A 26943-nucleotide genomic window follows, 5' to 3' on the forward strand; every position below is an offset into this window, starting at 1 on the left:
CCTCCTCTTTATGAAGTCGTGACATCCTCCCCGGACAAGCGGGTAATTCCGAGCCCCGGAGCCTGTGGGAGAGTCATGACCGCCTGATTGTACTGCACGCCCCCTTCCACCGGATCTGTCGTAAGCATGAGGGGGGCATCAAAATCCACTTTTGTTATGTTTTTCTGGCTTGCAGCAAAATGGGCCGCAGCGGTTATGCCGAGTTTGGTCTCAATCATACTTCCCACCATGCAGGGAATGCCGAAGCTTTCCGCAACCGCGTTGATTTTCAGCGCCTGGTGGATCCCGCCGCTTTTCATCAACTTTATATTGATCATATCAGCGCTGCCCGTCTTCAACACACGTACAGCATCCTGGGGAGAAAAAACACTTTCATCAGCCATAATGATTGTATCTACAGCCTCCGTCACCTGCTTGAGTCCATCCATGTCTCCAGCTTTGACCGGCTGTTCCACCAATTCGATCGGAAGCTTCCGTCTTTCCATCTCGCGAATGGCATTAACAGCCTCCTTTGCTGTCCACGCCTGATTGGCGTCAAGCCGGATGGCGGCTTCCTCTCCTACTCTTTGATGAATCGCTTGAATTCGTTCGATATCATGGTGGATACTGTCTTTACCAACTTTCACTTTTAATACATGAAATCCCTGCTGGATGTACCCTGCCGCATCATCCGCCATTTCCGCTGGTGTATTGACACTGACGGTGTAATCCGTTTCCAGTTGATCTGTCCACCCTCCAAGAAATTGGTAGAGAGGGAGACCGGCCGCTTGGGCAAGTCCGTCATACAACGCCATATCCACAGCTGCTTTAGCACTGGTGTTCCCGACACAGCTCTTATGGACAGCCTCAAAAACGGCTTCCCTTTTCAATAGATCAGCACCAGTTATTACCGGCTTCAAAACCTTCTCGATCGTGTACTTGATACTCGCAAGCGATTCACCAGTGATGACATGGGTGGGTGGAGCTTCTCCCCAGCCTGTCAGACCGTTGTCAAAGTGAATGGTTACGTAGATGGATTCAGCGACGGTCACTGTACGCAGTGCGGTTTTAAAAGGTTTGTGAAGCGGAACGGCTACGTGTGTGGTTTCTACGGACTGAATTCTCATGGCTTCCACCCTTTCCTTATTTCACACCTGGTGCCACCCTCAAACATTTCTCCCTGCTGGAAAGCTCCGCCTCTGCCCCGAGAGGCACAGCATAATGGGGCAGGCAGTGGCCGATTTTAAACCCGGACAGGACCGGCTTTTGAAGGTCAGCAAGGTAATGATGAAACACTTCCTGAAGTTCGATCGTCTCTTTTCGTTTTTTTGGTTCGGTGTCACTGAAATCACCGACGACAATGCCGGATGCCTCGTCTAGTTTGCCTGCCAGCTTTAACTGACTTAAAAAGGAGTCAATCCGGTATGGTTCTTCGCCGACATCTTCTATCAGGAGAAGGCGGTTCCTTGTCTCAATCTCATACGGAGACCCTATGGAATTGACGAGAAGAGAAAGATTGCCGCCCACGAGCCTCCCGGAAGCCGTTCCTTTAGAGATTACCTGCAGGGGCGACGTTTGATCGCTGTAAGTAAAAGGCTCCGGATCAAACAGCTGGGAAAACCGCTGTTTTGACGGATCATCAAAGTCAGGCTTCCCTACATCCGAACTCAACATCGGGCCATGGAACGTGACAAGTCCCGTCTGGCGCTGGATGGCCGTATGTAAATAGGTAATATCGCTGTAGCCCCAGAATATCTTGGGATTGCTGCGGATCAGGCTGTAATCGATGGAAGCAGCCAGCCGGCTGGTCCCATATCCCCCTCCAGCGCAGAAAATGCCTTTAATCGCAGGATCTCTGAACATCTGGTGAAGATCGTTCAGTCGTTCCCGGTCTGTTCCGGCCAGATATCCGTAAGTCCGTTTCACATTAGGGCCGATCCACACGTTCAGCCCGAGAGAACGCAGAAAAGGCAGCGCCTTCGCTAAGGAATCTAAATCTGGAGGACTGGCCGGAGCAATAACTCCGACCGTATCTCCTTTTTGTAATCGTTGTGGTTTCAGCATATATTCCTCCATAGAGAAGAGGCATGCCCGGCTGGGCCGGGTGCCTCTTTTGTTGTTACTTCTTATCTGCCCATTTCAATTCAAGGTAGCCGACAGGGTGACGGATCACATCGGATACGCCTTCTTTCTCAAGCAGAACGAAGTTGTAGAAGTGTATCGGGAAGATCGGCATGTCTTCAAATAAAATCTTCTCTGCTTCATACATATGCTCCCACCGCTTCGTTTCATCGGTTTCATTTTTCGCCTGTTCAATAAGTTGATCATACTCTTCATTGGACCATCCCGTACGGTTCATCGAGGAATCCGTGACAAAGCTCTCCAGGAAGTTGATTGGATCAGCATAGTCAGCAATAAAGGAGCTCCGTGACAGCTGGTGCTTCAAATCTTTTTGGTTCTGCAGAAATACGTTCCACTCCGCGTTTTCAAGCGTGACATCCACATCAAGGTTTTCCTTGAACATCTGCTGGATCGTTTCGGCGACTTTTTTATGAGACTCACTTGTGTTGTAGGAAAGGGTAATCGGAGGCAGTTCATCATACCCTTCTTCCTTCATCCCTTCCGCCAGAAGCTTTTCCGCCTCTTCGGCGTTAAACTCGACCAGGTTTCCATTCTGTTCACGGAAATCTTCACCGGAAGGCCCTTCAAACCCGTGAGAAACAAATCCATGGGCCGGCTCTTCTTTGTTTTTCGTTACATAATCAACAATGTCCTGCTGGTTGACAGCCATTGCAAGAGCCTGTCTAATCTTCTTGTTCTGGAAGGGTTCTTCGTTCACATTAAAACGATAAAAATAGGTGCCGGCCTGATCCTGGACCTTCAGCTGATCACTTTCCATCAACTCTTCGGACATATCGGAAGGGATATTCGTCGTATCCAGCTCTCCACTTTCATACATCTGATACTCGGTATTGGTATCGTTCACCATGGCCCAGTGAACTTCATCCAGTTTGACCGTATCCTTGTCCCAGTAATTTTCATTTTTCTTAAAGGTCATTTCACTGTCATGCTTCCACTCATCCAAGGTAAATGGACCGTTTCCTACAAAGCTGTCCGCTTCCGCAAACCATTCCGCATTCTCTTCCGCCACACTTTCGTTGATCGGGAAGAACGCCGGGTTGGAGATAATATTCAAAAAGTAGCCCGTCGGTGAGGAGAGTGTTACTTTCAATTCCTTGTCACTGACCGCTTCCACCATCACATCTTCCTTCGCCCCATCTCCATTGTTAAATGCTTCTCCACCTTCAATGAAGTAGCCGAGAAACGCAGCCGGTGAGGCTGTTTCCGGATCCAGCAGACGTTTCCAGGCAAACTCGAAATCGCCTGCTGTTACATCATCGCCGTTGGACCATTTGGCATCCTCGCGAATCATAAACGTGTAAACCTTACCGTCTTCGGACACTTCCCACTCTTCAGCCGCTGCGGGCTCAGGCTGGTGGTCCTTACCGAGACGGGTCATCCCTTCCATCAAGTTGTTCAAGGCATTCCAGGAAACGGAATCAAACCCCATCGGAGGATCAAAGGACGTCGGTTCCTCTCCATTGTTCAGCATCAGTGTTTTGGTATCCCCTGAATCTGCCTGTTCTCCTTCCGGACTATCCCCTTCACTCGAACTGTTCGCTGTACAGGCCGCCAGTACAGCAATCAAAGCAATCCCCCATAAAACATACAGCCACTTTTTCATCCTGCTACCCCTCTCTGTGATTATGATTGAATGGTTGCTGCGTGCTTCTTCGCCCGTTCATCCTGAAGCCAGCAGTCCACCTCATGTGTTTCGCTTCGGACCGTAGAATACGGATAAACCCTGCTGCACACTTCCATGGCAGCCGGACAACGGGCGGTGAATGGACACCCCCCGGGTGGAGAAAATAAATCCGGAGGCGTACCGTCAATCGGTATCAGCTTTTCTCCTTTTTGATCCAGACGGGGAACGGAATGCAGCAGTCCTTTCGTATAAGGATGCTGTGGTTCGTAAAAAATTTCCCGTCTCGTCCCTGTTTCAACGACTTTCCCTGCATACATGACGGCAATTCGATCGGCCACTTTCGCAACGACCCCCAGATCGTGAGTGATAAGAATGATCGAAACACCGGTTTCCTTTTGAATTTTGTCAAACAGCTGCAGGATCTGCGCCTGAATCGTCACATCAAGCGCTGTGGTCGGTTCATCGGCAATCAAAAGCTCCGGTTCACATATTAAAGCCATAGCAATGACGATCCGCTGCCGCATTCCCCCGGAAAACTGGTAGGGATACTGCTTCATCCGTTCATCAGGGTTCGGAATGCCGACGAGGTTCAACATATCTACAGCCTGGGCATCCGCTTCTTTTTTAGTTACCTTGCGGTGCTGTCTGAGCCCTTCCGTAAGCTGATCCCCGACAGTCAAAGTCGGATTCAATGCCGTCATCGGATCCTGAAAGATCATGGATATGTCGACCCCTCGGATGCCTCTCATTTTTCTGTCGGACAGTTTGGTCATGTCCTCTCCCTTAAAACGGATGCTTCCCTCTTTGATATGTCCCGGCGGGGTAGGGATTAAGCCCATAATGCTTGAGGCTGTTACACTTTTGCCACATCCCGATTCTCCCACAACCGCGAGCGTCTCCCCTTCATAAAGGTCGAGGTTGACCCCGCGTACCGCCTGTACTTCTCCTCCAAACGTCGTAAAGGAGATATGCAGATTATGAATCTCAAGAATTTTGTTCACCATACTCACCTCCTTAAACGCGGATCGAGCGCATCCTGCAGCCCGTCCCCGAGAACATTAAATGCAAACATCGTTGCTGAAATAAAGAAGGCCGGAAAAAACAAGCGCCACCAGTCTCCCGACAAAATCACACCGAGGGCATCGTTTGCCATGACTCCCCAGCTGGCATAAGGAGACTGGATGCCAAGGCCGAGAAAGCTTAAAAAGGCTTCAGCAAATATCGCAGTCGGAACGGTCAGCGTCATTTGGACAATGATCGGCCCCATCGTATTAGGCAGCAGGTTTTTCTGAATGATGCGTTTGGTTTTGGCACCAAAAGACTGCGACGCCATGACAAATTCATGGTGCTTCAGCTGCAGAACCTGTCCACGCACGATCCTCGCCATGCCCACCCAGCCAGTTACCGTAAGAGCAATAATAATCGTCAACAGACTCGGTCCCATCACCACTAACAGAAGAATGACGACGAGCAGGTAAGGAAGGCCGTATAAAATTTCAACGATCCGCATCATCACATTGTCTGTGCGTCCCCCTTTGTAACCGGAGAGGCCTCCATAAACGACTCCGATAAAGAAATCGATCAGGGCGGCCATCAAACCGACAAACAACGAGATCCTGGCTCCATACCACGTCCTTGTGAACACATCCCGGCCAAGTTCATCCGTTCCGAACCAGTGGTCCATGGAAGGAGGCTGGTTTTGATCAGCCAGCGAAGCCTCGGACACGGTATACGGAGAAATCCATGGGCCGATGACCGCCATCACGGCAAGGAAAATGAGAAACACAAATCCTGTCATCGCCAGCTTATTCTTTCTGAGCCTGCGCCAGGCATCCTCCCAGTACGAAAGGGAAGGACGGACCACAGATTCGGCTTCATCGATGTTTTTTTCCTTCGGCTGAAACCATTCATCGGGAATCGAGGACCGGGAATTGTCCGGGTGCTTTTCTTTTAAAGCAGACATATCAGCTGCTCCCTCCTTCCTTATGAAGTTTGATACGCGGATCTAAAAATCCATAAGCTATGTCAACAAGGAACAGCATGAACACAAGAAAGGCGCTGTAAAACACGGTCGTCCCCATAATGACTGGATAGTCCCGCTGGTTGATCCCTTCTACGAAATATTTGCCCATCCCGGGGATCGCAAATATTTTTTCGATGACAAACGTTCCTGTCAGGATTCCGGCTAGAAGCGTCCCCATGATGGTCACCACCGGCATCAGGGCATTTTTCAATGCATGTTTGACTATGATCTTGTAGGGAGAAAGCCCTTTGGCACGGGCAGTTTTTATGTAGTCCTGGGTCAGGGTTTCCAACATACTTGACCGTGTCAGCCTGGCGATGATCGCCATCGGCCCCGTGGCCAGCGCGAGTACAGGAAGAACCATATGTGCAGGAGAACTCCATGTCGCGGCCGGAAGCCACTCCAGCTGGACAGCCAGCTGTTGAATCAACATGGTAGCCAGAACAAAGTTCGGAATGGAAATGCCGAGAACCGCGATGGTCATCGCCATGTAATCGATGACATGGTTATGTTTTAAAGCCGCAAACACTCCGAGGGCCACCCCGGAAATAAGCGCGATCAAAACAGTCCAGATCCCCAGTTCTGCAGAGATGGGAAAACCACGGCCGAGCAGAGCATTCACCGTTTCCGTCGGCTGCTTAATCGATGGCCCGAAATCAAGGGTGATGATCGACTTTAAATAAAGCACATACTGGACAGCGAGCGGTTCATGTAAGTGGTAATGTTCCTCTAAATTCTGCTGCACCACTGCATTCGTTGTCCGTTCCTCGTTAAACGGTGATCCCGGAATAAGGTTCATCAGGAAAAACGTTAACGTGGCGATGATAAAGACGGTGACGATCATATAGACAAAGCGTTTTACTATGTATGTAACCAAGCGCTTCTCCCTCCTTCAGCTCGATGTGGCCTGCATAGCGAGTTCTGTCATGACGAGCATCGCCTGGTAGGCTTCCAATAGATGGGCGGCCTTGAAACGGACCGTCGTCGACTCAGGGTCGAGTTCGGTTCCCGGCATGAGATGAGCCCATTCCGCCTGTCCATAGTTCATGAATTCAATCTTCAGCTCAGGATGCTCCGGTGGTGTAAGCGGCTTGATTTCGGCCCGTTTGTCTATGGCCAGAGCGGTTCGTTCACGGAGGAGTTCCCCGGCTTTTTTCGGCGTCAGGCTCTTCACAGCTGTACGGGAAATCGTTTCTTTCACGGGCGCTGTCACGATATCCGGGATCAAAGCTTCTGCTTCAGCCGCTGCACAATCATCCCCAGCCACCATGAGTACGGGGACACCGTAATAGCCGGCCATTAACGCATTGAACCCCAGTTCCCCGACAGGCCTGTCATTGATAAAGAAATGGCGTACCCCGAACGTCATGGAATGCGACAGCACCCCTTTTTGTGCAGCTCTTGCGTGATACCCGATAAACAGGGCCCCATCAAAACCTCCATCAAGCCCCTGCACCATGGAATAAGGTTTCACACTTCCAGTAATGAGCGACACATCGGGATGAATGTCATCAATGAGCAGATTATTCATTTTCGAATGACTGTCGTTGACGAGAATCTCCGTCGCTCCTTTTCGAAACGCTTCTTCAATCACATGATTCGTTTCCTGTGTCATGATTTTCCTGGCGCGTTCATAATTGTGTTCGGACGAATCGACGAAGGTATGATCGGGAACTCCTGTTATTCCCTCCATGTCGACAGAAAGATACAGCTTCATACATTTCCTTCCTCTCTGGACATTTTGTGTTAAAATTTCTAATTTTCTCATAACTTTACCAATAAAAAGGAAAGATTTCAAGATGGAAAACGAACTATGAAATATTATTTCAAACCGCAGTATCCCCCGGATCCTGTGTATCACTGATGGTTTTCGACAAGTTCAGCTGTAAAAAAAACAAAAGAAAAACCGCCGGATTTCCCGACGGTCTTCATTCAAACAGTACTATTCCTTCCTCGTTCAACACTTTTCCTTTCACAACAGGATGGTGGGGGCTTGCTTTAAATACCTCTTTACTGGAAATCATGATCCCTCCGCCCGTTTTCTCAGCCATCTGCTTATTCGAAGCACTGTATATCAACCGGCCGATGCCGGTAAATACAAGGGCACCGGCACACATGACACACGGTTCACAGCTCGTATACAAGGTATAGTCTCCTAAGTCTCTCGTTCCTGTCTCCCTGCAGAACCGCCTGATCAATGCAAGCTCCGCATGATGGGTCGGATCGTTTTTGGTATGCACCTGATTTCCTTCCTCCATAAGTATGACACCGTCCTTAACAAGAAGGGCGCCGAATGGTGCATTCCCCTGTTTTTTTGAATCCTCAGCTATTTCAATCGCACGACGGATCATCCGTTCATCCTCCATCATCATCCCCCAACTCCTTTCTGTTTCTTTATGTTCCCTGAGCTGGGATCTCCTATGCTTTCTTCCACCTATGAAAAAGAGAGACGCATCGTAATCGTCTCCCTTAAAGTAATCGAATGTGTGTAATTTTCGTTTCCGGAAATTGTCTCATATGGCTTTCCCGGGCCTGTTCCCGGTGAGCAGCGAATACGGGAACACGTTTGACTACACCGGACTTAGCCTGGTAGTAGATCAAGTACTTCTCCTGCATCAGGACGCTCCTTTCTATAAACAACAGATGATCGTTACAAGTATCTGCTATATTATAGAAAACTATACCTGCTGACGTCCCGGCGGATGACTTATCCACTTTCTCTTTTCGTCCACTCGACCGCAGACTGGATGCCTACTGTCATCCCCGCTCCCGCCAGGAAAACCATCCCGTAGAAGGATACCAGTAAAGGGCCTGGAATTCCTGCAGCAACCCCGGCCGCACATGCTCCGCCAAAAGCAGGAACAGCGATCCAAAGAACAGATATCCCCCTTATCTTCCTTTCGATCAAAGCTCCTGAGACAAACATGCCGGCTGCCATCCATAACAAAAGCGTCATAAAGATCCTCCTTTTTCTCATACGATCAGGCCTGTCCTATAAAAAAAGCAGCGGTCGGCCTTGCTCCCGCTGTTATTTTCGATACCCTTCTGTTTTCCCTCTTGACCCTTGTTTGTTCCACAACTCATGAAAGGCCCAGTACGGACGACCATCATCAAAATAAAAGAGCACAGAATGCGACTCCGTTACGAGACCTTTTCCCTCACGGCGCCAATCCATCAACCACGCCGTTTTCAATCTGCGGATAGCCATTACATCTGAGAGACTTGTATGAACAGCAACGATCCTTAGAGGAGGCGCTGTCGATACTCCTTTGATGGCCTTTACCGGACTCCACCATTGTTCCATAAGACGGATTTTCTCATCCCATTGTCTACCACGTTTTTCCTCTACATGACCGGCCTGCTGTTTCTGCATCCACACAGTGATCCCCCAGCAAATGAGAAACAGGGCGCTGCACATCGAAATTATTCTCACTCGTATTCCCCTCTATCAGCTTATGCAGGCATCTGATGATCCTTTCCTCCATAAAAAAAGAAGCAGCATCACTGCATTTCTGCAATGATCTGCTTCTTCTGCTTGTCCGAAACGAAATTCCGGCGGCCGAACACTTGGTAATCATTTTTTCTAACGGTCGGCAGAATGGCCCGGTACATCTTCGCCGCTCCCCCGACAGGAGCCCTGGAATACACCGGGTAATGCGGGATGGTTTTCAGAGCGTTCTCATAGTAGGTTTCCGCGTCATCCGCAAGGTCCTCCCACATTTGAATGAATGCGTCGTTCACCTTTCCCTTCCGCAGATCCATGTGGGAGTAGCCATAGGAATCCATGACTTCTTTCGGTAAGTATACACGGTCGATTTCCATATCCTCGCCGATATCCCGGAGAATGTTGGTTAACTGCATGGCGTAGCCAAGCTCAACAGCCCCCTGCCTTAAGGAAGCCGTCCGCCCGGGAGCAATGACAGGCAGCAGCATAAGACCTACGGTACTCGCCACATGATAACAGTAGTCAAGAAGATCTTCCTTCGTCTCAATCAAGGAAGGATAAAGGTCCATCCGCTGTCCTTTAATCATATCAAAGTATGGGTCCGGATCTATGGAAAACCGACGGAAAACATCATCCAGAGCGAGCCAGCACGGATCATTCAGATCAAGCTTCCCCTCAAGGAACTGGTCGAATTCAAAGGCGAACTCCTCAAGTTCCGCTTTAGGGTTCGTCCCTTCGTCAACGATATCATCCACCCGCCGGCAGAAGGCATAAATGGCCCAGACCGCCTGTTTCTGCTGCCTGGGCAGCATAGCGAATGCTTTTGAAAATGTCTTGGAATGTTCTTCTATAATTCTTCGACAATGATGGTATGCTTGATTCAAATCCGTCATCATTAAACACCTCGCTTGTAATTATGCCTTTTTTTGGACCCATATTGCAAATAATCTGCCAATAATTTTGCTCCCTGCATCACAATCGGAACGCCTCCCCCGGGGTGAACAGAGGCTCCGACGGCATACACATTACTGATCGGATAGGGCTGCAGCTGCGGACGGAACACACCGGATTGAAAAAGGGTGGGCGCAATTCCGAAACTGCCGCCTTCAAACAAGCCGGCTTTTGCGGCATCCTCCGGAGTACGGACATGCATCCATTCCATATGATTCCGCAGATCAGGGAACCCACGGCCTTCCATTTCATCCAATACGTGCTCAATCAATGCCTCTTTTCCGCTCCAGTCTACGTCCTTTCCAGCCGGAACAGGAATCAGCGTATACAGCACCCCTTTTCCTTCCGGTGCAAGGGACTCATCCATAATGGATGGGTGGAACGTATAAAAGGAAGGTTCGTCAGGCAGCACCTTATCCATAAAGACCTGTTTCATGTGATGATCGAAATCAGAGGTCATGAAGAACTGATGAATCGTGTTGTTTTCATAGATGCGGTCAAGGCCCATATAAAGGAGGAGGCATCCGGATGAGGCGGTATACTTTCTATTCAAACGCTTCTTCTCCGGCATCAGTTTGTCCATCAGCGGAAAATCTCCATTGAGGATATATTCATCAAAAGAAAGCGTTTCTCCCCGGACGGTGATCGAAGAAGCTTCGCCATTCTCCACCTGGACATGGTTGACTTCCGCATTGGTATGAATGGAAACCCCGCGGCGTTCCAGTTCCTCCCGGATGACTTCAACGAGGTGGGCATAGCCGCCTTTGACATACCAGATGCCATGTTCATGTTCACTGTAGGAAACGAGCGAATACATGGCGGGGGACTGCTCGGGGTGGCCCCCGATATAAAGCGTCTGGAGCGTGTAGGCCTCCACAAGACGCTCATCATCAAAATAGCTCCGCATCATTTTTTTCACATTTTGATAAGCTTTCAATCTCATCAGGGTTTTGATGTTTTTCCCCGAAAAGAATGTCCGTTTATCAACAAAGGATTTCTCCAGAAACTGTGCTTTCCCTTGAAGGAACCTCGTTTTCATATCCTGAAGAAAACGGTCGAAATGCTGTTCGCTGCCTGGGAACTTCCTCGCAAGCTCTTCCTTCTGGAGAGCAGGGTCCCTGTGTTTCGTATACGTGGATCCATCCTTGAAATGAATATCATATAACGGGTCACACGGTTCCATCGGAATATCTTCTCTTTGGATTCCCGCTTCCTCCAGAATACTGAGCAGCATTTCCGGCAGCAGGACGATGGTCGGACCCTGATCAATTTTAAAGCCGTCATGGCGCTCGTAGGTTAAGCGGCCGCCGAGAAAATCGTTTTTCTCAAAAATCGAGACATGGCGCCCTTCCTGCTTGGATAAGTATAAAGCCGTGACCAGACCGCCGATTCCTCCTCCAACAATAGCTGTACGGGTCATACCGGCTCCACCTCTTTCTCTGTGATCCATCCTGTCGTAATTCTCGCTGATTCCAAAATCGTCGGAAGCCCGCTTCCCGGGTGTGTTCCTCCCCCGACAAGCCAGCAGTGGTCAAGCTCCTGGAAACGGTTATGAGGGCGGAAGTACATCATTTGGGACAGTTGGTGACCCAGACTGAATGTCGCTCCCTGATGAACAAAATGATCGGTTTCCCACTGTTTTGGAGTCAGAACCTTTTCGACGACAATATGATCACGAATATCGGAAAAGCCGGTTTTCGCTTCTATTTCGTCATAAACCAGTTGTTTAAAGGAGTCTTCCTTGCCCTCCCAGTCGATGTCGGAATAATTGTTCGGAACAGGAGCCAAAATGTATACGGCCGAATGGCCTTCAGGGGCCAGCGTGTCATCTGTGACACTGGCGTTATGGATATAAATGGACGGTTCATCAGATAAAACGAGATCCTTTGTCATTTCCTCCACATTCTTTTTATAATCCTCAGCAAACAGAATGGTGTGATGGGGCATCTCATATTTCTTATCCAGTCCGACATAGATCATAAAAGTGGAGCAGGAGAATTTTTTATTTTCCAGTTTCTTCTTCGAATGTTTGCGCAGCACGCCATCATCGACGAGTTTCGTCATCGCCTCGGCAAAATCGGCATTGATGATGTATTCGTCAGCCTTTACGACTTCGCCGGAATCCAGTTCCAGGCTGGAAATCTGCTTTTTGTCCGTATGGATGCGTTTCACTCCACTGTTCAAATGGATCTTTCCTCCATGTTCCTCCGTAACCGCGGCCATCGCTTTTGACAGCTGGTTCACGCCTCCAATGGGATGATAAACGCCCCATTCGTGTTCCATATACGATAAGATAGAAAAGGCTCCGGGACATTCCCAGGGAGACATACCGAGATACTTCGCCTGGAATGTAAAAGCAATTTTCAACTTTTCATCCGTGAAATAGTCGGAAAGGACATCGTACACCGACTTTCCGAGCGACAGCTTAGGAAGAGCCTTCAGTGCCCGTTTTGAAACGTAATCCGTCAGCCGGTTATGCTTCGTCTGCAAAAGCGGCATAAGCGCCTGCATCTTCTCTCCTGTCTCCTCCATAAACCGTTCATAACCTTGTTCATTTCCGGGGAAATGTTCCTGGATGACCTCGAGCATTTTTCTCCGGTCGCGGTACATAGGAACCCGCTTTCCACCAAACTGCAGCTCATACATCGGTGCCAGTTCTTTTAAATCGAGATAATCGTGAACGTTTCTTCCGGACATCTCAAAGATTTCCTCCATAATCTGCGGCATACTCAAAAATGTCGGACCTATATCAAATGTATATCCGCCTAAGGAAAAATGGCCGTTCCTACCTCCTACAAACGACTGTTTCTCATAAACCTCCACGTCGTATCCTTTGGCAGCTAAAATCATAGCTGATGCAAGCCCTCCGGGGCCGGCACCAATAACAGCAATCTTTTTCATTACGTTCACCTTCTCTTATGTGACATCAGTTGTGCAATCATTATACAAAATATGTACAAAACCAGCTATCTTTTGTATTTCTCCAATGTGCCGGTCATTTTTTCCTATACACATGATGTACCCTTTCTCATTCTTCTATAACCTACATAAGAGCATTCACCCTATTATTTTCGACACAAGTGTCAAAAAACCTCCCCCTCAAAATTATTCACGCTGGATAAAATCACGATTTCAGGAAATAATACAGCCGAAGGAGGACTGTCTATGTATGCAAACCAAAGAATTTCAGGGCCCTACTACCCTTCTCACTCGACCCATCACCCGCCCCACAATCAGTATAGTAACGAACATCTGAACCATTGGTGTGAAGAGCTTGATCAGTGCAGTCATCAGCAGACCCAGCAGGCAGAAGCTCTTCATCAAAGAAGCAGCATTACGAAGTTATCACCACCGACATTTATGAATTGACCTTTCTGGGTGAATGACCATACACAGCAGCCTCCCTCTGCATAGGCTACGAATGTAACAACAGGAGGTGAGCTTATGTACGGAGGCTATCCTTACGGAGGAAGACAGTGCCACAGACCCTGCTACCGCAACAACTTCGCTTTAATCGTCGTATTGTTCATCCTGCTTATTATTGTAGGTGCAGCATTTTACTGCTGAAGCGATGATCAATAACCGCTGGATGTAAACAGAGCGGAGTTATCAGTCTGAAAAGGAAGAAGGGGAACAGGAGGAGCTCACAGGCCCCCTCCCTCTTTCTACAGACTCATCCTATACCTTATAAAAAAAGAACACAGCCCAGGCTGTGTTCTTTGCCGTTTTCATGAAGCTGTATCCTGCTTTATTAAAGATTATCCGATAATGATTCTTTCTCTAGGATAATGATAATTTCCACGGGCATCGTTCTTCTGGAACGTAAATAGGAATGTCAACAGCCCTATTCTCCCTAAAAACATGAGGAGCATCAGGACACATTTCCCAAATGAAGTCATTCCAGGGGTGATCCCCAGCGACAAACCGACCGTTCCGAATGCAGACGTTACTTCGAATAATATTTCGTTCAAGGTATAAGGTTCTGTAATGGTAAGGGTAATTACGGCGCTCAGGCAGACGAACAAAGCGACAATCAGTACGACCACGGCTTTGTTCAAATCTTCCGGATGAACCTCGCGGCGGAAAATACGGATATTGTTCCCTCCCCGCGCAAAGGTGAGCACGAATATAACCACTAGAGCGAAGGTCGTCGTTCGAATCCCGCCTCCGACACTGCTTGGGGACGCACCGATAAACATCAAGGAGGACATGAACAGCTGCGTCTGCTCGGTAAACTGGTTGATATCAAGCGTCGACAGCCCGCCGCTCCGGGTCGTTACCGACTGGAAGAGCGCGTAGAAAAAGATTTCATGCCACGTCTTATCTGCGAAGAAATGATTGAACTCAAGAAGCACAATCATGATCGTTCCGAATACGACCAGCACGAAAAACGTCAGGGTTGTCAGTTTTGCGAACAGAGAAAAGCGGATCGTTTTCTCATCCTGGTTTTGGAGAAGGTACTGCTTCACTTCAATTAACACAGGAAAACCAATCGCCCCTGCTATAATCAAAATCATATTGATAAACTGGACAAAGTAGTCATCCTTAAACAAGATCAACGACTGACCCGTAATATCAAAACCACCGTTCGTCATCGCACTGATGGTCCCGAAAAACCCCTGAAGATAAGCTTCCCCGGGGTCAAAGTACTGCAGATAATACGTCCCCAGCACTAGAAATCCAATCAATTCAATAAGTAGGACGACAAGGACAATTTCCTTCACAAGCCGGACCATCCCCTGGAAGGAGGTCTGGTTCTGGTCGGTCATAATGAGACGCCGTTCCTTCAGGCCGATCTTTTTTCCAAGGACGAGCCAGATCAACGTCCCGAGGGTCATGACCCCGATCCCCCCAAGCTGCAGGACGATAGCGATAATGAAGATTCCTGTTGTACTGAATGTTTCGGCTGTAGGTACCGTCGTCAATCCTGTCACACTGACAGCACTGACGGCTGTAAATAAAATATCAATAAAGTCCAACTTTACGCCGTCCTGGTGAGCTACAGGCAGAGCGATTAAGATGGAAGATATGGTCACAGCGAGCAGATAATATACTGCAATCAACTGAAATGGTGTTAAATCGTTAAGCCAGCGCAGGCCTTTTCTTCTCACCCACATACTAAAACTCCTTTTGATGCTGCTTTTTCTGTTCGATGGTGACCATCATTCATAGTATAGCAGGATATTCGACATAATACTTCCGTGATTTATGAATTTACAAAAGCTGAAAAAAGAAGCACATAGAAGGCGTCTGGGGGATCCCAGACGCCTCTGTCCGTTCATTTAAGCTTTCGATTCGCTGCCTTTACGCTTGAACTGCTCCAACAGGTCCTCTCCTTGATATCCTTCATCAAGCAGCTGTTTGAGCACTTTTTCAACTTGTTCCTGCTGACGGTCCATCATCGTTCCCATGAAAATGACATTCATCGATCCACCAATTTCATTAAAATCAATGGGCTTGACCATAAACGTAGCTGGACGGTTCGTCTGTTTCGTAATCTTAGCCTGGATAATAATTTCATCCCCGTTCCGGTACATATCCTCAAAAAAGGAACGGTAGCTGTTATCCATATAAGCCTCAATCACCCAGCGGCCGTGATCATCCTCACGGTTGATAATTAAACCATCCTGCAGCTTTATTCTCCGCTGCGTGATGTCTTCGTTCTTCTCCTCGACAATGTCCAATGAAATCAATTTAAAGGTTTTCATCCGAATGACCTCCGGGATTCATCATTATTTCTCATTATAGAGGAAAAGGAGGGGTGGAGAAAAGGCTGAATCTTACTTTTTTTCTATCCTCCGATATAGGACATTTCGATTTTCCGCTCCTTCATGGGTTTCCCCTGTGCTCTGTCGACCGAATATTGATCCGCCCTTCCTTCCCAGACGTCTATCAAATAGCTGGTCATTTCCTCATCATCCCAGCCCCCTCTCAGTCTGCCACGCAGGTCATAGCCGGAATCAGCAAACAAACAAGTGTATAACTGACCATCTGCAGATAACCGGGCTCTTGTGCAGCTGGAACAGAAGGCTTCCGTAACGGATGAAATGATGCCGATTTCCCCCGATCCATCCTTGTATTGATAGCGGGAGGCCACTTCTCCATAGTAATTGGCATCCGCAGGAATCAAGGGCATTTCCTTATGAATCGCATCGACGATGCTTTTCTTTGAAACAACGGCGTCCATATTCCATCCATTATGATTGCCGACTTCCATAAATTCAATAAAACGCAGGTTGTCCCCCGTTTCCTTGAAATACCGCGCCATGGGCAGAATCTGGTCTTCATTCATCCCTTTTTTCACCACCATATTAATCTTGATGGCGAGTCCCGCTTTTCTGGCAGCTTCAATGCCTCGTAAGACGGGATCTGTTTTGACCCCTCTGCCGTTCGTCTTCTGAAACACTTCATCTTCAATCGCATCCAGACTGATATTTACGCGGTCAAGACCTGCTGCTTTCAGCTTTTCCGCCTGTTTCACGAGCATCACCGCATTGGTCGTCAAAGCGATATCCTTAATGCCGTCAATCCTGCGGATACGGCGGATGAGTTCATCCAGGTCCTTTCTGAGCAGCGGCTCTCCCCCCGTTAATCGGATTTTCTCCACACCAAACCGGGCGAAGATATGAACAAGACGAATGATTTCATCAAAGCTGAGACGTTCCTTTTCCGGCAGAAATGGATAATCCGGACCGAAGATTTCGGCCGGCATACAGTAGCTGCACCGGAAATTACATTTATCAATAACCGATATCCGTAAGTCTTTAATCGGTCTTCCCAGTCGATCTATAATACGGGAATCGATAGGATCACCCCTTTAAAATTTTGTCTGACCCTTCTGGTCTTCCAAAAGGACCGCTTCCACCATATCCCCTTGGCTGTATCCCCTTGTACCTCCTCTCAGCACGATGAACACATCTGTGTGGGCCAGCGAGGTAACCACGGCTGACTTATCCATGCCGGCAGGGTATACAACGATTTTTCCTTCTTCATAATCCACTTTTCCACGTACGAACCTTGTGAATGGGTTGGCTTTTTTGAAGTCCTCCCCAAGAACAGCTTTCACCCGGGTATGATAAGGACGTGTATTTCCCATAAAATGCTGAAGAATCGGGTGGACAAATAATTCACAGCCTACATAACAAGCCGAGGGGTTTCCGCTCAGCCCATACAGAAGTTTCCCACCATATTCAGCCACCGTCGTGACACTTCCCGGTCTCATGGCTACCTTATTGAACAACACTTCAGCTTCCAGTTTTTCATAGATGTCCGGCATTAAATCATAATCCCCGACAGAGACGCCTCCTGTCGTAATCAGGAGATCAAACTTTCCAAGAGCGTTGTAAACCGCCTCATAGCACGAGTCAAAATCATCATCCAGCTTCCCTAAATATGTACACGCTGCCCCGGATCTTTCCAGCTGGGCCTGAATCATATAAGCGTTGGAGTTACGGATTTTCCCAGGCACAAGCGGCTCATCCACTTCCAGCAGTTCCGTTCCTGTAGCAAAGACGCCGACGGTCGGCTTATTATATACCATTACGGTCGAGTACCCGAACGTGGCAAGCAGCGCCTGAACCCCCGGGTTGATTTTGGATCCTTTGGGAACAAGAACATCTCCCTGCTCCGTTTCCGATCCCTTGATGATGATGTTTTGTCCGGCATCCATCTTCCTTTTCAAAGTCATGATCTGTCGGCCAGCTGCATCTTCCTCTGTCGTACAGATCTCGAACATCGCTACACAATCTGCACCTTCCGGGATTTCAGCGCCTGTCATAATCCTGACCGCCTCACCGGACTGAAGCGGCCTTGAAGCCCGGTGTCCAGCCCCTACCGTTTCAATGACGCGGAACGTGCCGGGATTATCCCGTGACAGCTCCATCGTGTCCTCAGAGGCCAGAGCAAATCCGTCATAAGGAGATTTATGAAAAGGAGGAACAGCATGCGTGGCAGCTATATCCTCCGCCAGAATCCTTCCGCCGCTTTCCTGGAGGTCTACCTTATCCACACCACCTGTGCGTTTGTACTGCATCACTCTCTCCACCGCTTCAGAAACAGGGAGAGGTGTTCTATGTAAATGAGCCATATGCGTTCTTTCCTTTCTGTCACCTTTGAACGTGGACCTTCTCTTTCAAACATAAAGCAATCTTCCAACTTTTTCAAAGATTGTCGAATGTAATCATTTTTTCCCTTTCCAGATGAATCTGAAACATCAATCCTCCACACCTCTCAGAGCTTTTCGGTGACGAAACGGCTGCCACGTTTCGTTTATGGGTGGAGACCTGCCGCAGGCATTATCACCACAAAAGGGGATCACGCCCGCCACCGGAACCCAAAGGGAAAATGAGAACGGAATGCGACACCCGCTAAGCACCTTCAAAGGTTAACGAGCCTGGATATTCCTTTTCATATTCCCATAAAAAAAAGCTGCCGGAAAATTTCCCGGCAGCCTCGTGCTGTCTGTTTTCATTTAAATCGGGTCATACACATTGACTACGTGGTTCACTGCTGTTTCGCCCTGTTCTCTGCCGCGGGCGGCTTTACGCTCCGCCTGCTTCTTTCTGCCTTTTTCTGCAAGTTTCTTATTCCCTGAAGCCATCTCGACTCCCTCCCCTCGTCCTTATTCTTCTCCTTCAAGCTGTTGAATATGGGTACCAAAATTATGGTGGACCTGCCGCGGTTCCCTGCAGGCGGATAATAAAAATCCCCCTGCAGCGCAGAGGGACGACATTACAGATCATACTTAGTTTTTGCATCATTGATTTTTTCCTCAATCGCCCGGGCACGCTTGATGGATTGATCAACGGTTTTACGATGGATCCGTTCAATAATAATGGTAAACATCAGCATATTTAATCTCATTGTTCTACCTCCTCTTTGTGTTGAGGCTAATCCGTATCTTTCTCCGCATTGAACCAGCTCATGAAGACCGTCTTGAATGTTTGTGTCATTGTGTATTCTCCTCCTTATTGTTTTTACACGTATCGGTTGAAAGCGGATGATTTACGGTCGAGCCATTCGTCTTTGACTGTGGGCTGATAGCCGGGAAGCTGTTGCAGACGCGGCTGCTTCTTTTTAGTGACATGGATCGTAAAAAGGAAAAAATGAATCGTCATCGTTTCCACCTCCTTTATTATTTTTGTGTAAATTTATATCAAAAGAGTAAAATTACTCTATGATAGCATAAGAAAAAACCGCAGGAGGTCTGCGGCTTTTGATCATTCAAATCCATTAAAAAAGCCACAGGAATACCTTATGCACCTCCTGCGGCTATCATGATTCATTATAAGTAAAATAGTCGTTGGACTCAGATATATTTCCGAGCGCAGGTCGATGGTATGAAATTGTTCACGTATACAGTCGTTGTGTTTTTCATTGTATTCGACCCCGCTTTCTGAGAATTTTTTCTTACACTGGAAAGTATATAGAACCTTTTTCCAAATGTAAACCTTTTTTATGTGAATCATTTGACTTTTCAGTAATCCCCTATCCTGATTTAGGATTCCTATCATCGAAATAAGCTTCGATTCTCTGGTCAAGCTCATGGAGACGCCTCAAGGCTTCGCTTTTATCCATTTCCTTGTAATGATGAAGCCCCATGGGCTGTTCATCTTTTTCATCAGCCTTTGCGACGACATGTTGAAGCGGTGTTCTTTTTTCATCAAGGCCGAATGGAAGGTAGCTGTCTGTATGAAGAAGGACGGCAACCGATACTTCCTTCGCTGTCAAACGGTCTTCTCCCAGCCGGATCAGCAGTTTATGAGCTCTTTCCGCCCCTTTAATGGCATGGATATCATGCCGGCGGTATTCATCGTAATCCCACTTCCCATCCCTGTACCATTCATAGTGCCCCATGTCATGAAGCAGGGCGGACTTGGCAGCAAGATCAGGATCCACGCCCTTTTCCACTGCCATATCAAAGGCATAACCTGCCACGGTGACCGCGTGATGAATGCCTGAACGCTGAAGATACTTTTGTGTTATTCTATGCTTAAATACATCTACAAGGGTAACACGACCCATACGATCACCTCCGTCAATTTCAAGCTCCCCCTGAGACTCCGGGCTGCGCGGGAGAGCTTGTGTTTCCTTTTATTTAAAAAAGCTTATCATGAGGCTTGATTGAGAACAAGGCTTAAAAAGCTGTATCAATTTTACTAAGAAGGTGGACAACCCATGAGCGAACGAAATGAAACCGTCCTTATTACAGGTGCGGCAGCTGGAATCGGTTTTGGAACAGCCGTATATTATGCAGAGAATGGCTGTCAAGTGATCGGTGTGGACAAGGACCGGGAAAGAGGAAGAAAAGCAATGGAAAACCTTCCCGGTGGCAGAGGCGTCTTCTACTATTGTGATGTCAGTGATCCTCAAAGTACCGCCGGACTTTTTAAACAATTGAACGAAGACAACCGCTCCTTTTCCATCCTCATCAATAATGCGGGAGAAAGCACCTTTACATCCCTATTCGAATTGTCCGTGGAGGATTGGGACCGGATATTGAATACGAACCTCCGCAGTGTCTTCCTCTTTTCCAAGCTTTCAGCAGCCCTTTGGAAGAAGAACGGAACGAAAGGTAGGATCGTAAATATGGCTTCAACGAGGGCTTTGATGAGTGAACCCGATTCAGAGGCCTACGCAGCAAGCAAAGGCGGTATCACAGCGCTCACTCATGCCCTGGCCTCTTCCCTGTCTCCCTGGTCCATCCGTGTGAACTGTATCAGCCCGGGCTGGATCCACACGGGGCAGGAAGAACTCACAGAAGCGGATCACGCCCAGCATTTGTCCAATCGCGTGGGGCATACGACGGATGTGGCGAAAGCCTGCTTCTACCTGACTGATCCGGATAACGACTTTGTAAATGGGGAGAATCTTGTCATCGATGGCGGAATGACAAGGAAAATGATGTATGAAGAGTAAAAGCGTCGATGTTTAGCCTCCTCAGCACCCGGGTAACGTTATATCAACAAACTAATACGGAGGTGACGACAGTGAATGAGCTGTCTTCTTACCAGATTCAATTGAATCGCCCCTTGAAAACAAACGAAATCATGAAGGTGCATCATACCGTTAACCAGCACGGGTGCGATCTATACTTCCATCAGAATCAGTTAATTGCAGATGCCGGGCACCTTCCGAAAATGTTGTCCTTTTTCCTTTTTATGAATATAGATGACCCGTTCGTCCTGATCATTGACGGCCGCTGTGTGGAAGATGTGTACGAGGAGATCACCGCCTTTCTCGATGACACAATCGTCAACAGCGTCTGCCGGAGGAAGTACAGCTCCTCGATGGTTATGGATGAAACTTCGATCCCTGTCTGACAGGCATACTTACTGCTTCATGCCATTATAATTATCATACAAAACAAAGAAGAACCCGCTCCTTATACGGAGGCGGGTTCTTCTTTTGGTGCCGTCTTTCTCGTTTTGTTGTAGTTGAGTTTGAATTGAATCAATCCAAGGGCTATGATGACAGCAAATACTAAAAAGACGTTACTGTAAATCGCTGTATCCCCATTAAATCCGAGCAGGTTTATGGGCTGGAAGGGATCAAACAGATCAAGGGCTTTTCCGATGACCGCCCCGCTTAATGCCCCTGACACGAAGTTCAGGAGATTAAACACGCCCATGCCGACCCCTGTTTCGTTTTTATGAAGCAGGTTGGCCAGGATATCCGCAGAGGAAGCCTGGACGAGCGGGAAGCTCATGTAGGAAATGATGATGGCTGCGCTCAACACATACGGGTGGGCGCCGACCAGTGTGGAAAGGACAGCAAACCCTGTAACCAGCAGGGTTAAGGCAAGGTAAAGGACAAAGGTATTGCCTTTGGAATCGACAAGATTTCCGCCCTTCTGCCCCATCAGGGCCGCACTGACCGCCCCCGGGAATAGAATAAGACCGATTGTCATCGTATCCATCTGGTAGGCATCCCTGAACATAATCGGAAGCATAAACATCATGCCGAACAAGCAGACGACGCCAAGAAAGCTTGTGATAATCGTTGCTGTGTATTTGATATTTTTGAACAAATGAGGCGGGATAAACGGTTCGTCAATGGACTTCATCCGCCATAGATTCAAGGCAAAGAACAGGATGGAAACAGCGAACAGCCATGTGACCCCAAGCGTAATCCCCAAAAGAAGTGTAGAGATGAAACCTCCGATTAAGGCAGCACCCATGTAATCAATATACCCTTTCTTCGCTTCTTCCTGAGGCAGGTTCTTTCTAAGAAACGGCAGTGTTATTATAATCAAGGCCGAAGTCAGAAACAGATAACGCCAATCAAGGAACCCGGCGATAAACCCACCGGCAATGGGGCCGATTCCTGATGCAAAAGCCATGACTGAAGATACAATCCCGAGCACTTTTCCCCGTTCATTCGGGAAGTAGCGGATCGGAGCAAGGAAAACAAGCGCTGGAATCATGGCACCCCCGAGCGCCTGAATGACACGGGCCAACAGCACCATAGCATAGTTCTGGGCAAAGAAACCGAACAGAGACCCGGCGGCAAACACCGTAAGCCCGAATGTAATCAATGTCCTGTACGGGTAATAGTCAGCCAATTTGCCGTAAGTAAGAGCCCCTACAGCATAAACCATAATATATCCAGTCATTACCCAGCTGACTTCTGACGGCATCAACTGGTACGTTTTTGCGATGTCCGGAACGGCAATGTTAAACATGGTTCCGTTCATGACAGACATCATCATGACCGCACAAAGAGAGATCAGTAATCCCCTCGGATTGCGGACCGTTTGTTTTTCACTCATGATCTCTCCTCCTTTTATTTCGCATTCCGAAATGAATCATACGTGAGTTTATCCGATAAAGCAACGGGGTTGCTCACAAAACATGAAATTTAATTTTTCCAATCATTCCGATATAATAGAATTGTCTACCAATTTCACGTAAAGGAGCGTGAAGGCATGTACGATATTGGAATCATAGGTGCCGGCCCCGCCGGAGCCAGTGCCGGACTGTTTACAGCGAAAGCAGGTAAAAAAACATTAGTCATCGATCATGGAAAAAGCATAACCGCCAAAGCCTGGGTCGAGAACCATTACGGGGTGGATGCCGTTGAAGGTCCGAAACTCCTTGAAACGGGACAGCAGCAGCTGACGAAATTCGGCGCGAAATTGAAATCAGAAGAAGTCACTGCGATCCATTTTAAGGATGGCGCTTATTATGAGATTACAACGACGGAAGGAAGCTACCAGGTGGAGCACATCCTTTTTGCCACAGGGATGTCCGTGAAAGCAGCGGAACAGCTCGGTGTGAAAACAACTGAAGGGACAGAACCACGCGTCGCCAAAATTATCGACACAGATGAGCATGGGCGTACCTCTCTTCCGAAAGCATGGGCAGCAGGAACCGTGGCCGGAAAAAGTGTTCACACGATTATTACAGCCGGGCACGGGGCAGAAACAGCTGTGAATATCATCAGTCAGTTAAACGGGAAACGCTATGTCGATCACGACATTTTAAAGGATTGAGCAATAGAGAACCCCACCGCTCTGCACAGGCGGTGGGGTTCTTTTATTTATCTTTTTGTGGAGGATGGAACCGGCCGACGCCCAGCTCTCTCCCCTCCTTATAGATCGCTTTGATGAAACTGAACACCATCAGCAGCATTATAATGGAAAACGGCAGAGCAGCGATGATCATCGTGTTCTGCAGAGCCTGCAGCCCTCCGGTATACAGCAGGGCGACTGCGGTTGCGGAAAGAAGCACGCCCCACGTCAGCTTAATGGAGGTGCCCGGTGTTTCCGATCCACCTGTCGTCATCATGCCAAGGACAAAAGTTCCTGAGTCTGCGGAGGTAATGAAAAATGTCGCCACAAGCGTCATCGCAATGATTGAAGCAATCCAGCCAAGCGGAAGGTTTTCAAAAACACCGAACAAGGATTCTTCAGCAGCCAGCTCCGATATCATACGCAGACCGCTGTGCTCCATATCAATCGCCGTTCCCCCGAATGTGGAAAACCACAGGAACCCGATGATCGATGGAACAACCAAGACCGTAAAGACAAATTCCCTGATCGTCCGGCCTCTGGAAACTCTGGCTATGAAAACGCCGACAAACGGACTCCAGGCAATCCACCATGCCCAGTAGAACAACGTCCACGCGTCAATCCAGTCTCTCGTATCCGCGTTTAATGGAGCGATCCGGAAGCTCATCATCGGCAGATTCTGTACATACGTCCCAATCGAGTTCGTAAATAAGTTTAGAATAAACATGGTCGGTCCGAGGATGAAGACGAGCAGAAACAACAGGCCGGCCAGACCCATGTTGGCATTACTGAGAATTTTAATTCCTTTCCCAAGCCCTGACCAGGCGGAAATCATAAACAGGACCGTCACGACAGCAATGATTATAAACTGGACGAGAATGCCTGAAGGAAGATCGAACAAATAGGAAAGCCCTCCGTTAATCTGAACCGCACCAAATCCAAGCGTCGTTGCGACCCCGATCACCGTGGCCACAACAGCCAGAATATCGATGACCTGACCGAAGATGCCCCGCGCAGCCTTCTCCCCCACCAAAGGCTTCAGTGTCGCACTGATCAGACCCGGCTGTTCATGACGGAAATTAAAATAAGCGAGCACGAGGGCGACAATGCCGTAAATCGCCCAGGCATGAATCCCCCAGTGAAAGTACGTAAATCTCATAGCATCCTTAATCGCCTGCTCCGTTCCGGTCTGCCCCGTCGGTGAACTGACCGCGTAATGGCTGATCGGCTCAGCGGTTCCCCAGAATACCAGCCCGATGCCCATCCCGGCACTGAACAGCATTGCAATCCAGGTCGGACGGGAGAACTCCGGTTGATCGTCCTTTTTTCCAAGCTTGATCCTTCCCAGCGGCGTCACTAAGAAAGATAGACAGACGAGAAGGAATAACGTAACAACAATCAAGTAATACCACCCAAGGGTGTTGGCAATCAGCGTTTTTATCGATGAAGTCATCTGTTCGAGCGCATCCGGCCATACGACGCCGAACACAACCAGTACCAGCATAATTGCCGCGGATACCTTAAACACCATGTTGTATTTTTTCAGCAACGGGAATGCTCCTCCCTGTATTTGATCAGTCACGTATAGTATCCAACGGCTGGTTTTTCTTATTCTTTCAAAAGGAAAGTTGTGTTTTCATTCATGACCTGTCAGACTAAGGAAGGAGATTGCTTAATAGAAAGTGCAGGTGAACGAAATGATTGAAATACGGACTTCCACACTGGAAGACGATGAAATGGGCCGCGGAATGTTTGCCGTCCGTGATATTCAGAAAGATGAATTGATCCACAGGGCTCCTGTGATTCCTTACCCGAACGAAGAGCATGTGCATATTGAAAAAACGATGCTCGCTGATTATGCCTTCGAATACGGGGAGAATCATACCGCCTTCGTCCTTGGATACGGGATGATGTTCAACCATTCTTATAAACCGAACGCCAATTATGTCATTAATTTTGATACGCATACGTTTGACTTTTATGCTCATACAGATATTAAAGCGGATGAAGAAATCTTCATTAACTATAACGGCTTCGTCGATGATGATGAGCTGCTCTGGTTTGATCAGGAAGAATAATCAAAAGCGCCTGGAGTTATCTCCAGGCGCTTTTTCATTCAGCGGGGGCGGCGTTCTTCGATATCGATGGAGATTTCCAAAGGGTTAAACATGCTTTCATCTCCTTTGTTTATTTGATTATCTCCAGTATAGAACGCGCCCCTTTTTTTCTTAACGGTCACAGGAGTGAACTTCTCTCCTCCTTAAGACGGAAAAAAGACGGAGATCCCCTCTCCGCCTCTGTTTCAATCAAACCAGCCTTTATTCTTGAACCAGAAGAACATCCCTGCAGCTACGCCGATCATAATGATCCAGACGATGAGATAGCTGTACTGGAAACCAAGCTCCGGCATATGCTGAAAGTTCATGCCATACACACCGACGATGAATGTCAGCGGCATGAAGATCACGCTGATGACGGTCAGAATCTGCATGGTCCTGTTCGTTTCATGGGAGTTCAGGGACATATAGCTGTCCCTGATATCCTGGGTCATTTCCCTGTTGGACAAAATCATATCCGCGACTTTGATCAAGTGGTCATGGATATCCGCGAAGTATTCCCTCCGCTCAAACACCCCGTCCAAATGGTGAGAGTTCAATATGCGGTACAGGAGGTCCCGCATCGGGTGGACCGTCTGTCTTAAAGTCAGCAGTTCCCCCCTCCTGTCAAACAACTGCTCCAGCAGTGTTTCCATCGACAGGTTTTTCGTATTGTCCTCAATATCATTGATATGATCCTCAATGTTATAGATAATGGGGAAGTAGTTGTCGACGACTTTATCCAGAATCTGATGAAAAATATAATACTCATCCACCTGCGTAAAGTCGCGTGTCCGTTTTACAATATTATGCGCCTGATCCAGTGGACCGTTCTTTTCTTTATGAAAAGTGACGATGGAACATTCCCCGAGAAAAATGTCCACTTCCTTCCGCTCCAGCGTCCGGCTGTCCACTGAATGGATGACGAGAAACGTATGGTCGTCATAATAATCCAGCTTCGGACGCTGCAGTCCATGCAGACAATCCTCCACGGCGAGTGGGTGAAAGTGGAAGTCGGACTCCAAACGTTTCACTTCGTCTTCCGTCGGAGCTTCAAAATCCACCCAGTACCAATCCCAATGTTGATTGTGAAGGTCATCCACAGACAACCCTTCTTTCAGACCGTTTTCTTTTGAATAGGCCATGACTTGAATCATCTTCTCACCTGCCCTG

31 protein-coding genes are annotated in these 26943 nt (G+C 48.1%); 6 read left to right on the forward strand and 25 right to left on the reverse strand.

The features are described 5' to 3' along the window. Positions 1–8 precede the first annotated feature (8 nt). The 14 genes from GLV97_RS16395 to GLV97_RS16455 all read right to left on the reverse strand — a co-directional run bounded on the left by GLV97_RS16395 (position 9) and on the right by GLV97_RS16455 (position 13065). A complete protein-coding gene (locus tag GLV97_RS16395; protein ID WP_160890123.1) occupies positions 9–1106 on the reverse strand; it encodes a dipeptide epimerase in 1098 nt (365 codons plus the stop codon). Positions 1107–1122: 16 nt separating this feature from the next. Continuing rightward, positions 1123–2043, reverse strand: a complete 921-nt coding sequence (locus tag GLV97_RS16400; RefSeq protein WP_160835404.1) for a S66 peptidase family protein — start codon at positions 2041–2043, stop codon at positions 1123–1125. A gap of 55 nt (positions 2044–2098) precedes the next feature. After that, the gene (locus tag GLV97_RS16405) at positions 2099–3724 is read right to left on the reverse strand and encodes a peptide ABC transporter substrate-binding protein (RefSeq protein ID WP_160835403.1); all 1626 of its coding nucleotides are present in this window, start codon (positions 3722–3724) and stop codon (positions 2099–2101) included. A 20-nt stretch (positions 3725–3744) separates the two neighbouring features. Further along, a complete protein-coding gene (locus tag GLV97_RS16410; RefSeq protein ID WP_160890146.1) occupies positions 3745–4746 on the reverse strand; it encodes an oligopeptide/dipeptide ABC transporter ATP-binding protein in 1002 nt (333 codons plus the stop codon). Positions 4747–4751: 5 nt separating this feature from the next. Further along, entirely contained in the window at positions 4752–5708 is a 957-nt protein-coding gene (locus tag GLV97_RS16415; protein WP_160890124.1) for an ABC transporter permease, read from the reverse strand. Position 5709: 1 nt separating this feature from the next. Continuing rightward, positions 5710–6645, reverse strand: a complete 936-nt coding sequence (locus GLV97_RS16420; RefSeq protein ID WP_160835401.1) for an ABC transporter permease — start codon at positions 6643–6645, stop codon at positions 5710–5712. Between the two features lie 15 nt (positions 6646–6660). Continuing rightward, a complete protein-coding gene (locus tag GLV97_RS16425) occupies positions 6661–7485 on the reverse strand; it encodes a M55 family metallopeptidase (protein ID WP_160890125.1) in 825 nt (274 codons plus the stop codon). Between the two features lie 211 nt (positions 7486–7696). Continuing rightward, positions 7697–8140: a nucleoside deaminase gene (locus tag GLV97_RS16430; RefSeq protein WP_160890126.1), complete on the reverse strand. Its 444-nt coding sequence runs from the start codon at positions 8138–8140 to the stop codon at positions 7697–7699. Between the two features lie 97 nt (positions 8141–8237). Further along, a complete protein-coding gene (locus GLV97_RS19845; RefSeq protein WP_202409564.1) occupies positions 8238–8384 on the reverse strand; it encodes a hypothetical protein in 147 nt (48 codons plus the stop codon). 91 nt (positions 8385–8475) lie between these two features. After that, complete coding sequence (locus GLV97_RS16435) at positions 8476–8724, reverse strand: hypothetical protein (protein WP_160890127.1); 249 nt, start codon at positions 8722–8724, stop codon at positions 8476–8478. A gap of 72 nt (positions 8725–8796) precedes the next feature. Further along, positions 8797–9201 carry a hypothetical protein gene (locus GLV97_RS16440; protein WP_160890128.1) on the reverse strand — a complete coding sequence of 135 codons (405 nt, stop codon included), beginning with the start codon at positions 9199–9201 and terminating at the stop codon, positions 8797–8799. A gap of 68 nt (positions 9202–9269) precedes the next feature. Further along, positions 9270–10106, reverse strand: a complete 837-nt coding sequence (locus GLV97_RS16445) for a phytoene/squalene synthase family protein (protein WP_160835396.1) — start codon at positions 10104–10106, stop codon at positions 9270–9272. A gap of 2 nt (positions 10107–10108) precedes the next feature. Further along, positions 10109–11584, reverse strand: a complete 1476-nt coding sequence (locus GLV97_RS16450) for a phytoene desaturase family protein (protein WP_160835395.1) — start codon at positions 11582–11584, stop codon at positions 10109–10111. Then, entirely contained in the window at positions 11581–13065 is a 1485-nt protein-coding gene (locus tag GLV97_RS16455) for a phytoene desaturase family protein (protein ID WP_160835394.1), read from the reverse strand. Before GLV97_RS16455 ends, GLV97_RS16450 begins: the two co-directional genes overlap by 4 nt. Positions 13066–13329: 264 nt before the next feature. Between GLV97_RS16455 and GLV97_RS16460 the strand changes: the two genes are divergently transcribed. Further along, on the forward strand, positions 13330–13533 hold the full coding sequence (locus GLV97_RS16460) for a hypothetical protein (RefSeq protein WP_160890129.1): 204 nt from the start codon (positions 13330–13332) through the stop codon (positions 13531–13533). Positions 13534–13608: 75 nt separating this feature from the next. Continuing rightward, positions 13609–13731: a YjcZ family sporulation protein gene (locus GLV97_RS16465; RefSeq protein WP_084162986.1), complete on the forward strand. Its 123-nt coding sequence runs from the start codon at positions 13609–13611 to the stop codon at positions 13729–13731. 191 nt (positions 13732–13922) lie between these two features. On the opposite strand, the gene GLV97_RS16470 is transcribed toward GLV97_RS16465, so the two are convergent. The 8 genes from GLV97_RS16470 to GLV97_RS16495 all read right to left on the reverse strand — a co-directional run bounded on the left by GLV97_RS16470 (position 13923) and on the right by GLV97_RS16495 (position 20187). Then, positions 13923–15281 carry a TrkH family potassium uptake protein gene (locus GLV97_RS16470; protein ID WP_160835392.1) on the reverse strand — a complete coding sequence of 453 codons (1359 nt, stop codon included), beginning with the start codon at positions 15279–15281 and terminating at the stop codon, positions 13923–13925. 165 nt (positions 15282–15446) lie between these two features. Further along, positions 15447–15872 carry a YwpF-like family protein gene (locus GLV97_RS16475; protein WP_160835391.1) on the reverse strand — a complete coding sequence of 142 codons (426 nt, stop codon included), beginning with the start codon at positions 15870–15872 and terminating at the stop codon, positions 15447–15449. Between the two features lie 83 nt (positions 15873–15955). Then, the gene (gene moaA / locus GLV97_RS16480) at positions 15956–16969 is read right to left on the reverse strand and encodes a GTP 3',8-cyclase MoaA (protein ID WP_160836453.1); all 1014 of its coding nucleotides are present in this window, start codon (positions 16967–16969) and stop codon (positions 15956–15958) included. Positions 16970–16981: 12 nt separating this feature from the next. Continuing rightward, complete coding sequence (glp, locus tag GLV97_RS16485; RefSeq protein WP_160890130.1) at positions 16982–18250, reverse strand: gephyrin-like molybdotransferase Glp; 1269 nt, start codon at positions 18248–18250, stop codon at positions 16982–16984. 384 nt (positions 18251–18634) lie between these two features. Then, the gene (locus tag GLV97_RS20180; RefSeq protein WP_272917353.1) at positions 18635–18763 is read right to left on the reverse strand and encodes a hypothetical protein; all 129 of its coding nucleotides are present in this window, start codon (positions 18761–18763) and stop codon (positions 18635–18637) included. Between the two features lie 131 nt (positions 18764–18894). Further along, complete coding sequence (locus tag GLV97_RS20185) at positions 18895–19026, reverse strand: hypothetical protein (protein WP_272917354.1); 132 nt, start codon at positions 19024–19026, stop codon at positions 18895–18897. A gap of 113 nt (positions 19027–19139) precedes the next feature. Further along, positions 19140–19280 carry a hypothetical protein gene (locus tag GLV97_RS16490; RefSeq protein WP_160835389.1) on the reverse strand — a complete coding sequence of 47 codons (141 nt, stop codon included), beginning with the start codon at positions 19278–19280 and terminating at the stop codon, positions 19140–19142. A gap of 370 nt (positions 19281–19650) precedes the next feature. Beyond that, entirely contained in the window at positions 19651–20187 is a 537-nt protein-coding gene (locus tag GLV97_RS16495) for an HD domain-containing protein (RefSeq protein WP_160890131.1), read from the reverse strand. 153 nt (positions 20188–20340) lie between these two features. On the opposite strand from GLV97_RS16495, the gene GLV97_RS16500 reads away from it, so the two are divergent. After that, entirely contained in the window at positions 20341–21081 is a 741-nt protein-coding gene (locus GLV97_RS16500; RefSeq protein ID WP_160890132.1) for an SDR family NAD(P)-dependent oxidoreductase, read from the forward strand. A gap of 71 nt (positions 21082–21152) precedes the next feature. Then, positions 21153–21485 carry a hypothetical protein gene (locus tag GLV97_RS16505; RefSeq protein WP_160835386.1) on the forward strand — a complete coding sequence of 111 codons (333 nt, stop codon included), beginning with the start codon at positions 21153–21155 and terminating at the stop codon, positions 21483–21485. A gap of 62 nt (positions 21486–21547) precedes the next feature. Here GLV97_RS16505 and GLV97_RS16510 read toward each other — a convergent pair whose 3' ends face one another. After that, a complete protein-coding gene (locus GLV97_RS16510) occupies positions 21548–22933 on the reverse strand; it encodes an MFS transporter (protein WP_160890133.1) in 1386 nt (461 codons plus the stop codon). A 156-nt stretch (positions 22934–23089) separates the two neighbouring features. On the opposite strand from GLV97_RS16510, the gene GLV97_RS16515 reads away from it, so the two are divergent. After that, positions 23090–23656, forward strand: coding sequence for an FAD-dependent oxidoreductase (locus tag GLV97_RS16515; RefSeq protein ID WP_160890134.1), 567 nt, complete (start codon positions 23090–23092; stop codon positions 23654–23656). A 43-nt stretch (positions 23657–23699) separates the two neighbouring features. On the opposite strand, the gene GLV97_RS16520 is transcribed toward GLV97_RS16515, so the two are convergent. Beyond that, positions 23700–25220, reverse strand: coding sequence for a glycine betaine uptake BCCT transporter (locus GLV97_RS16520; protein ID WP_160842126.1), 1521 nt, complete (start codon positions 25218–25220; stop codon positions 23700–23702). Positions 25221–25371: 151 nt separating this feature from the next. On the opposite strand from GLV97_RS16520, the gene GLV97_RS16525 reads away from it, so the two are divergent. After that, entirely contained in the window at positions 25372–25752 is a 381-nt protein-coding gene (locus GLV97_RS16525) for an SET domain-containing protein (RefSeq protein WP_160835383.1), read from the forward strand. 224 nt (positions 25753–25976) lie between these two features. Here GLV97_RS16525 and corA read toward each other — a convergent pair whose 3' ends face one another. Next, on the reverse strand, positions 25977–26927 hold the full coding sequence (corA, locus tag GLV97_RS16530) for a magnesium/cobalt transporter CorA (RefSeq protein ID WP_160835382.1): 951 nt from the start codon (positions 26925–26927) through the stop codon (positions 25977–25979). Between the last annotated feature and the right edge of the window lie 16 nt (positions 26928–26943).

It is taken from the genome of Halobacillus litoralis (genome assembly GCF_009856355.1).
GTDB lineage: Bacteria > Bacillota > Bacilli > Bacillales > Halobacillaceae > Halobacillus > Halobacillus litoralis_B.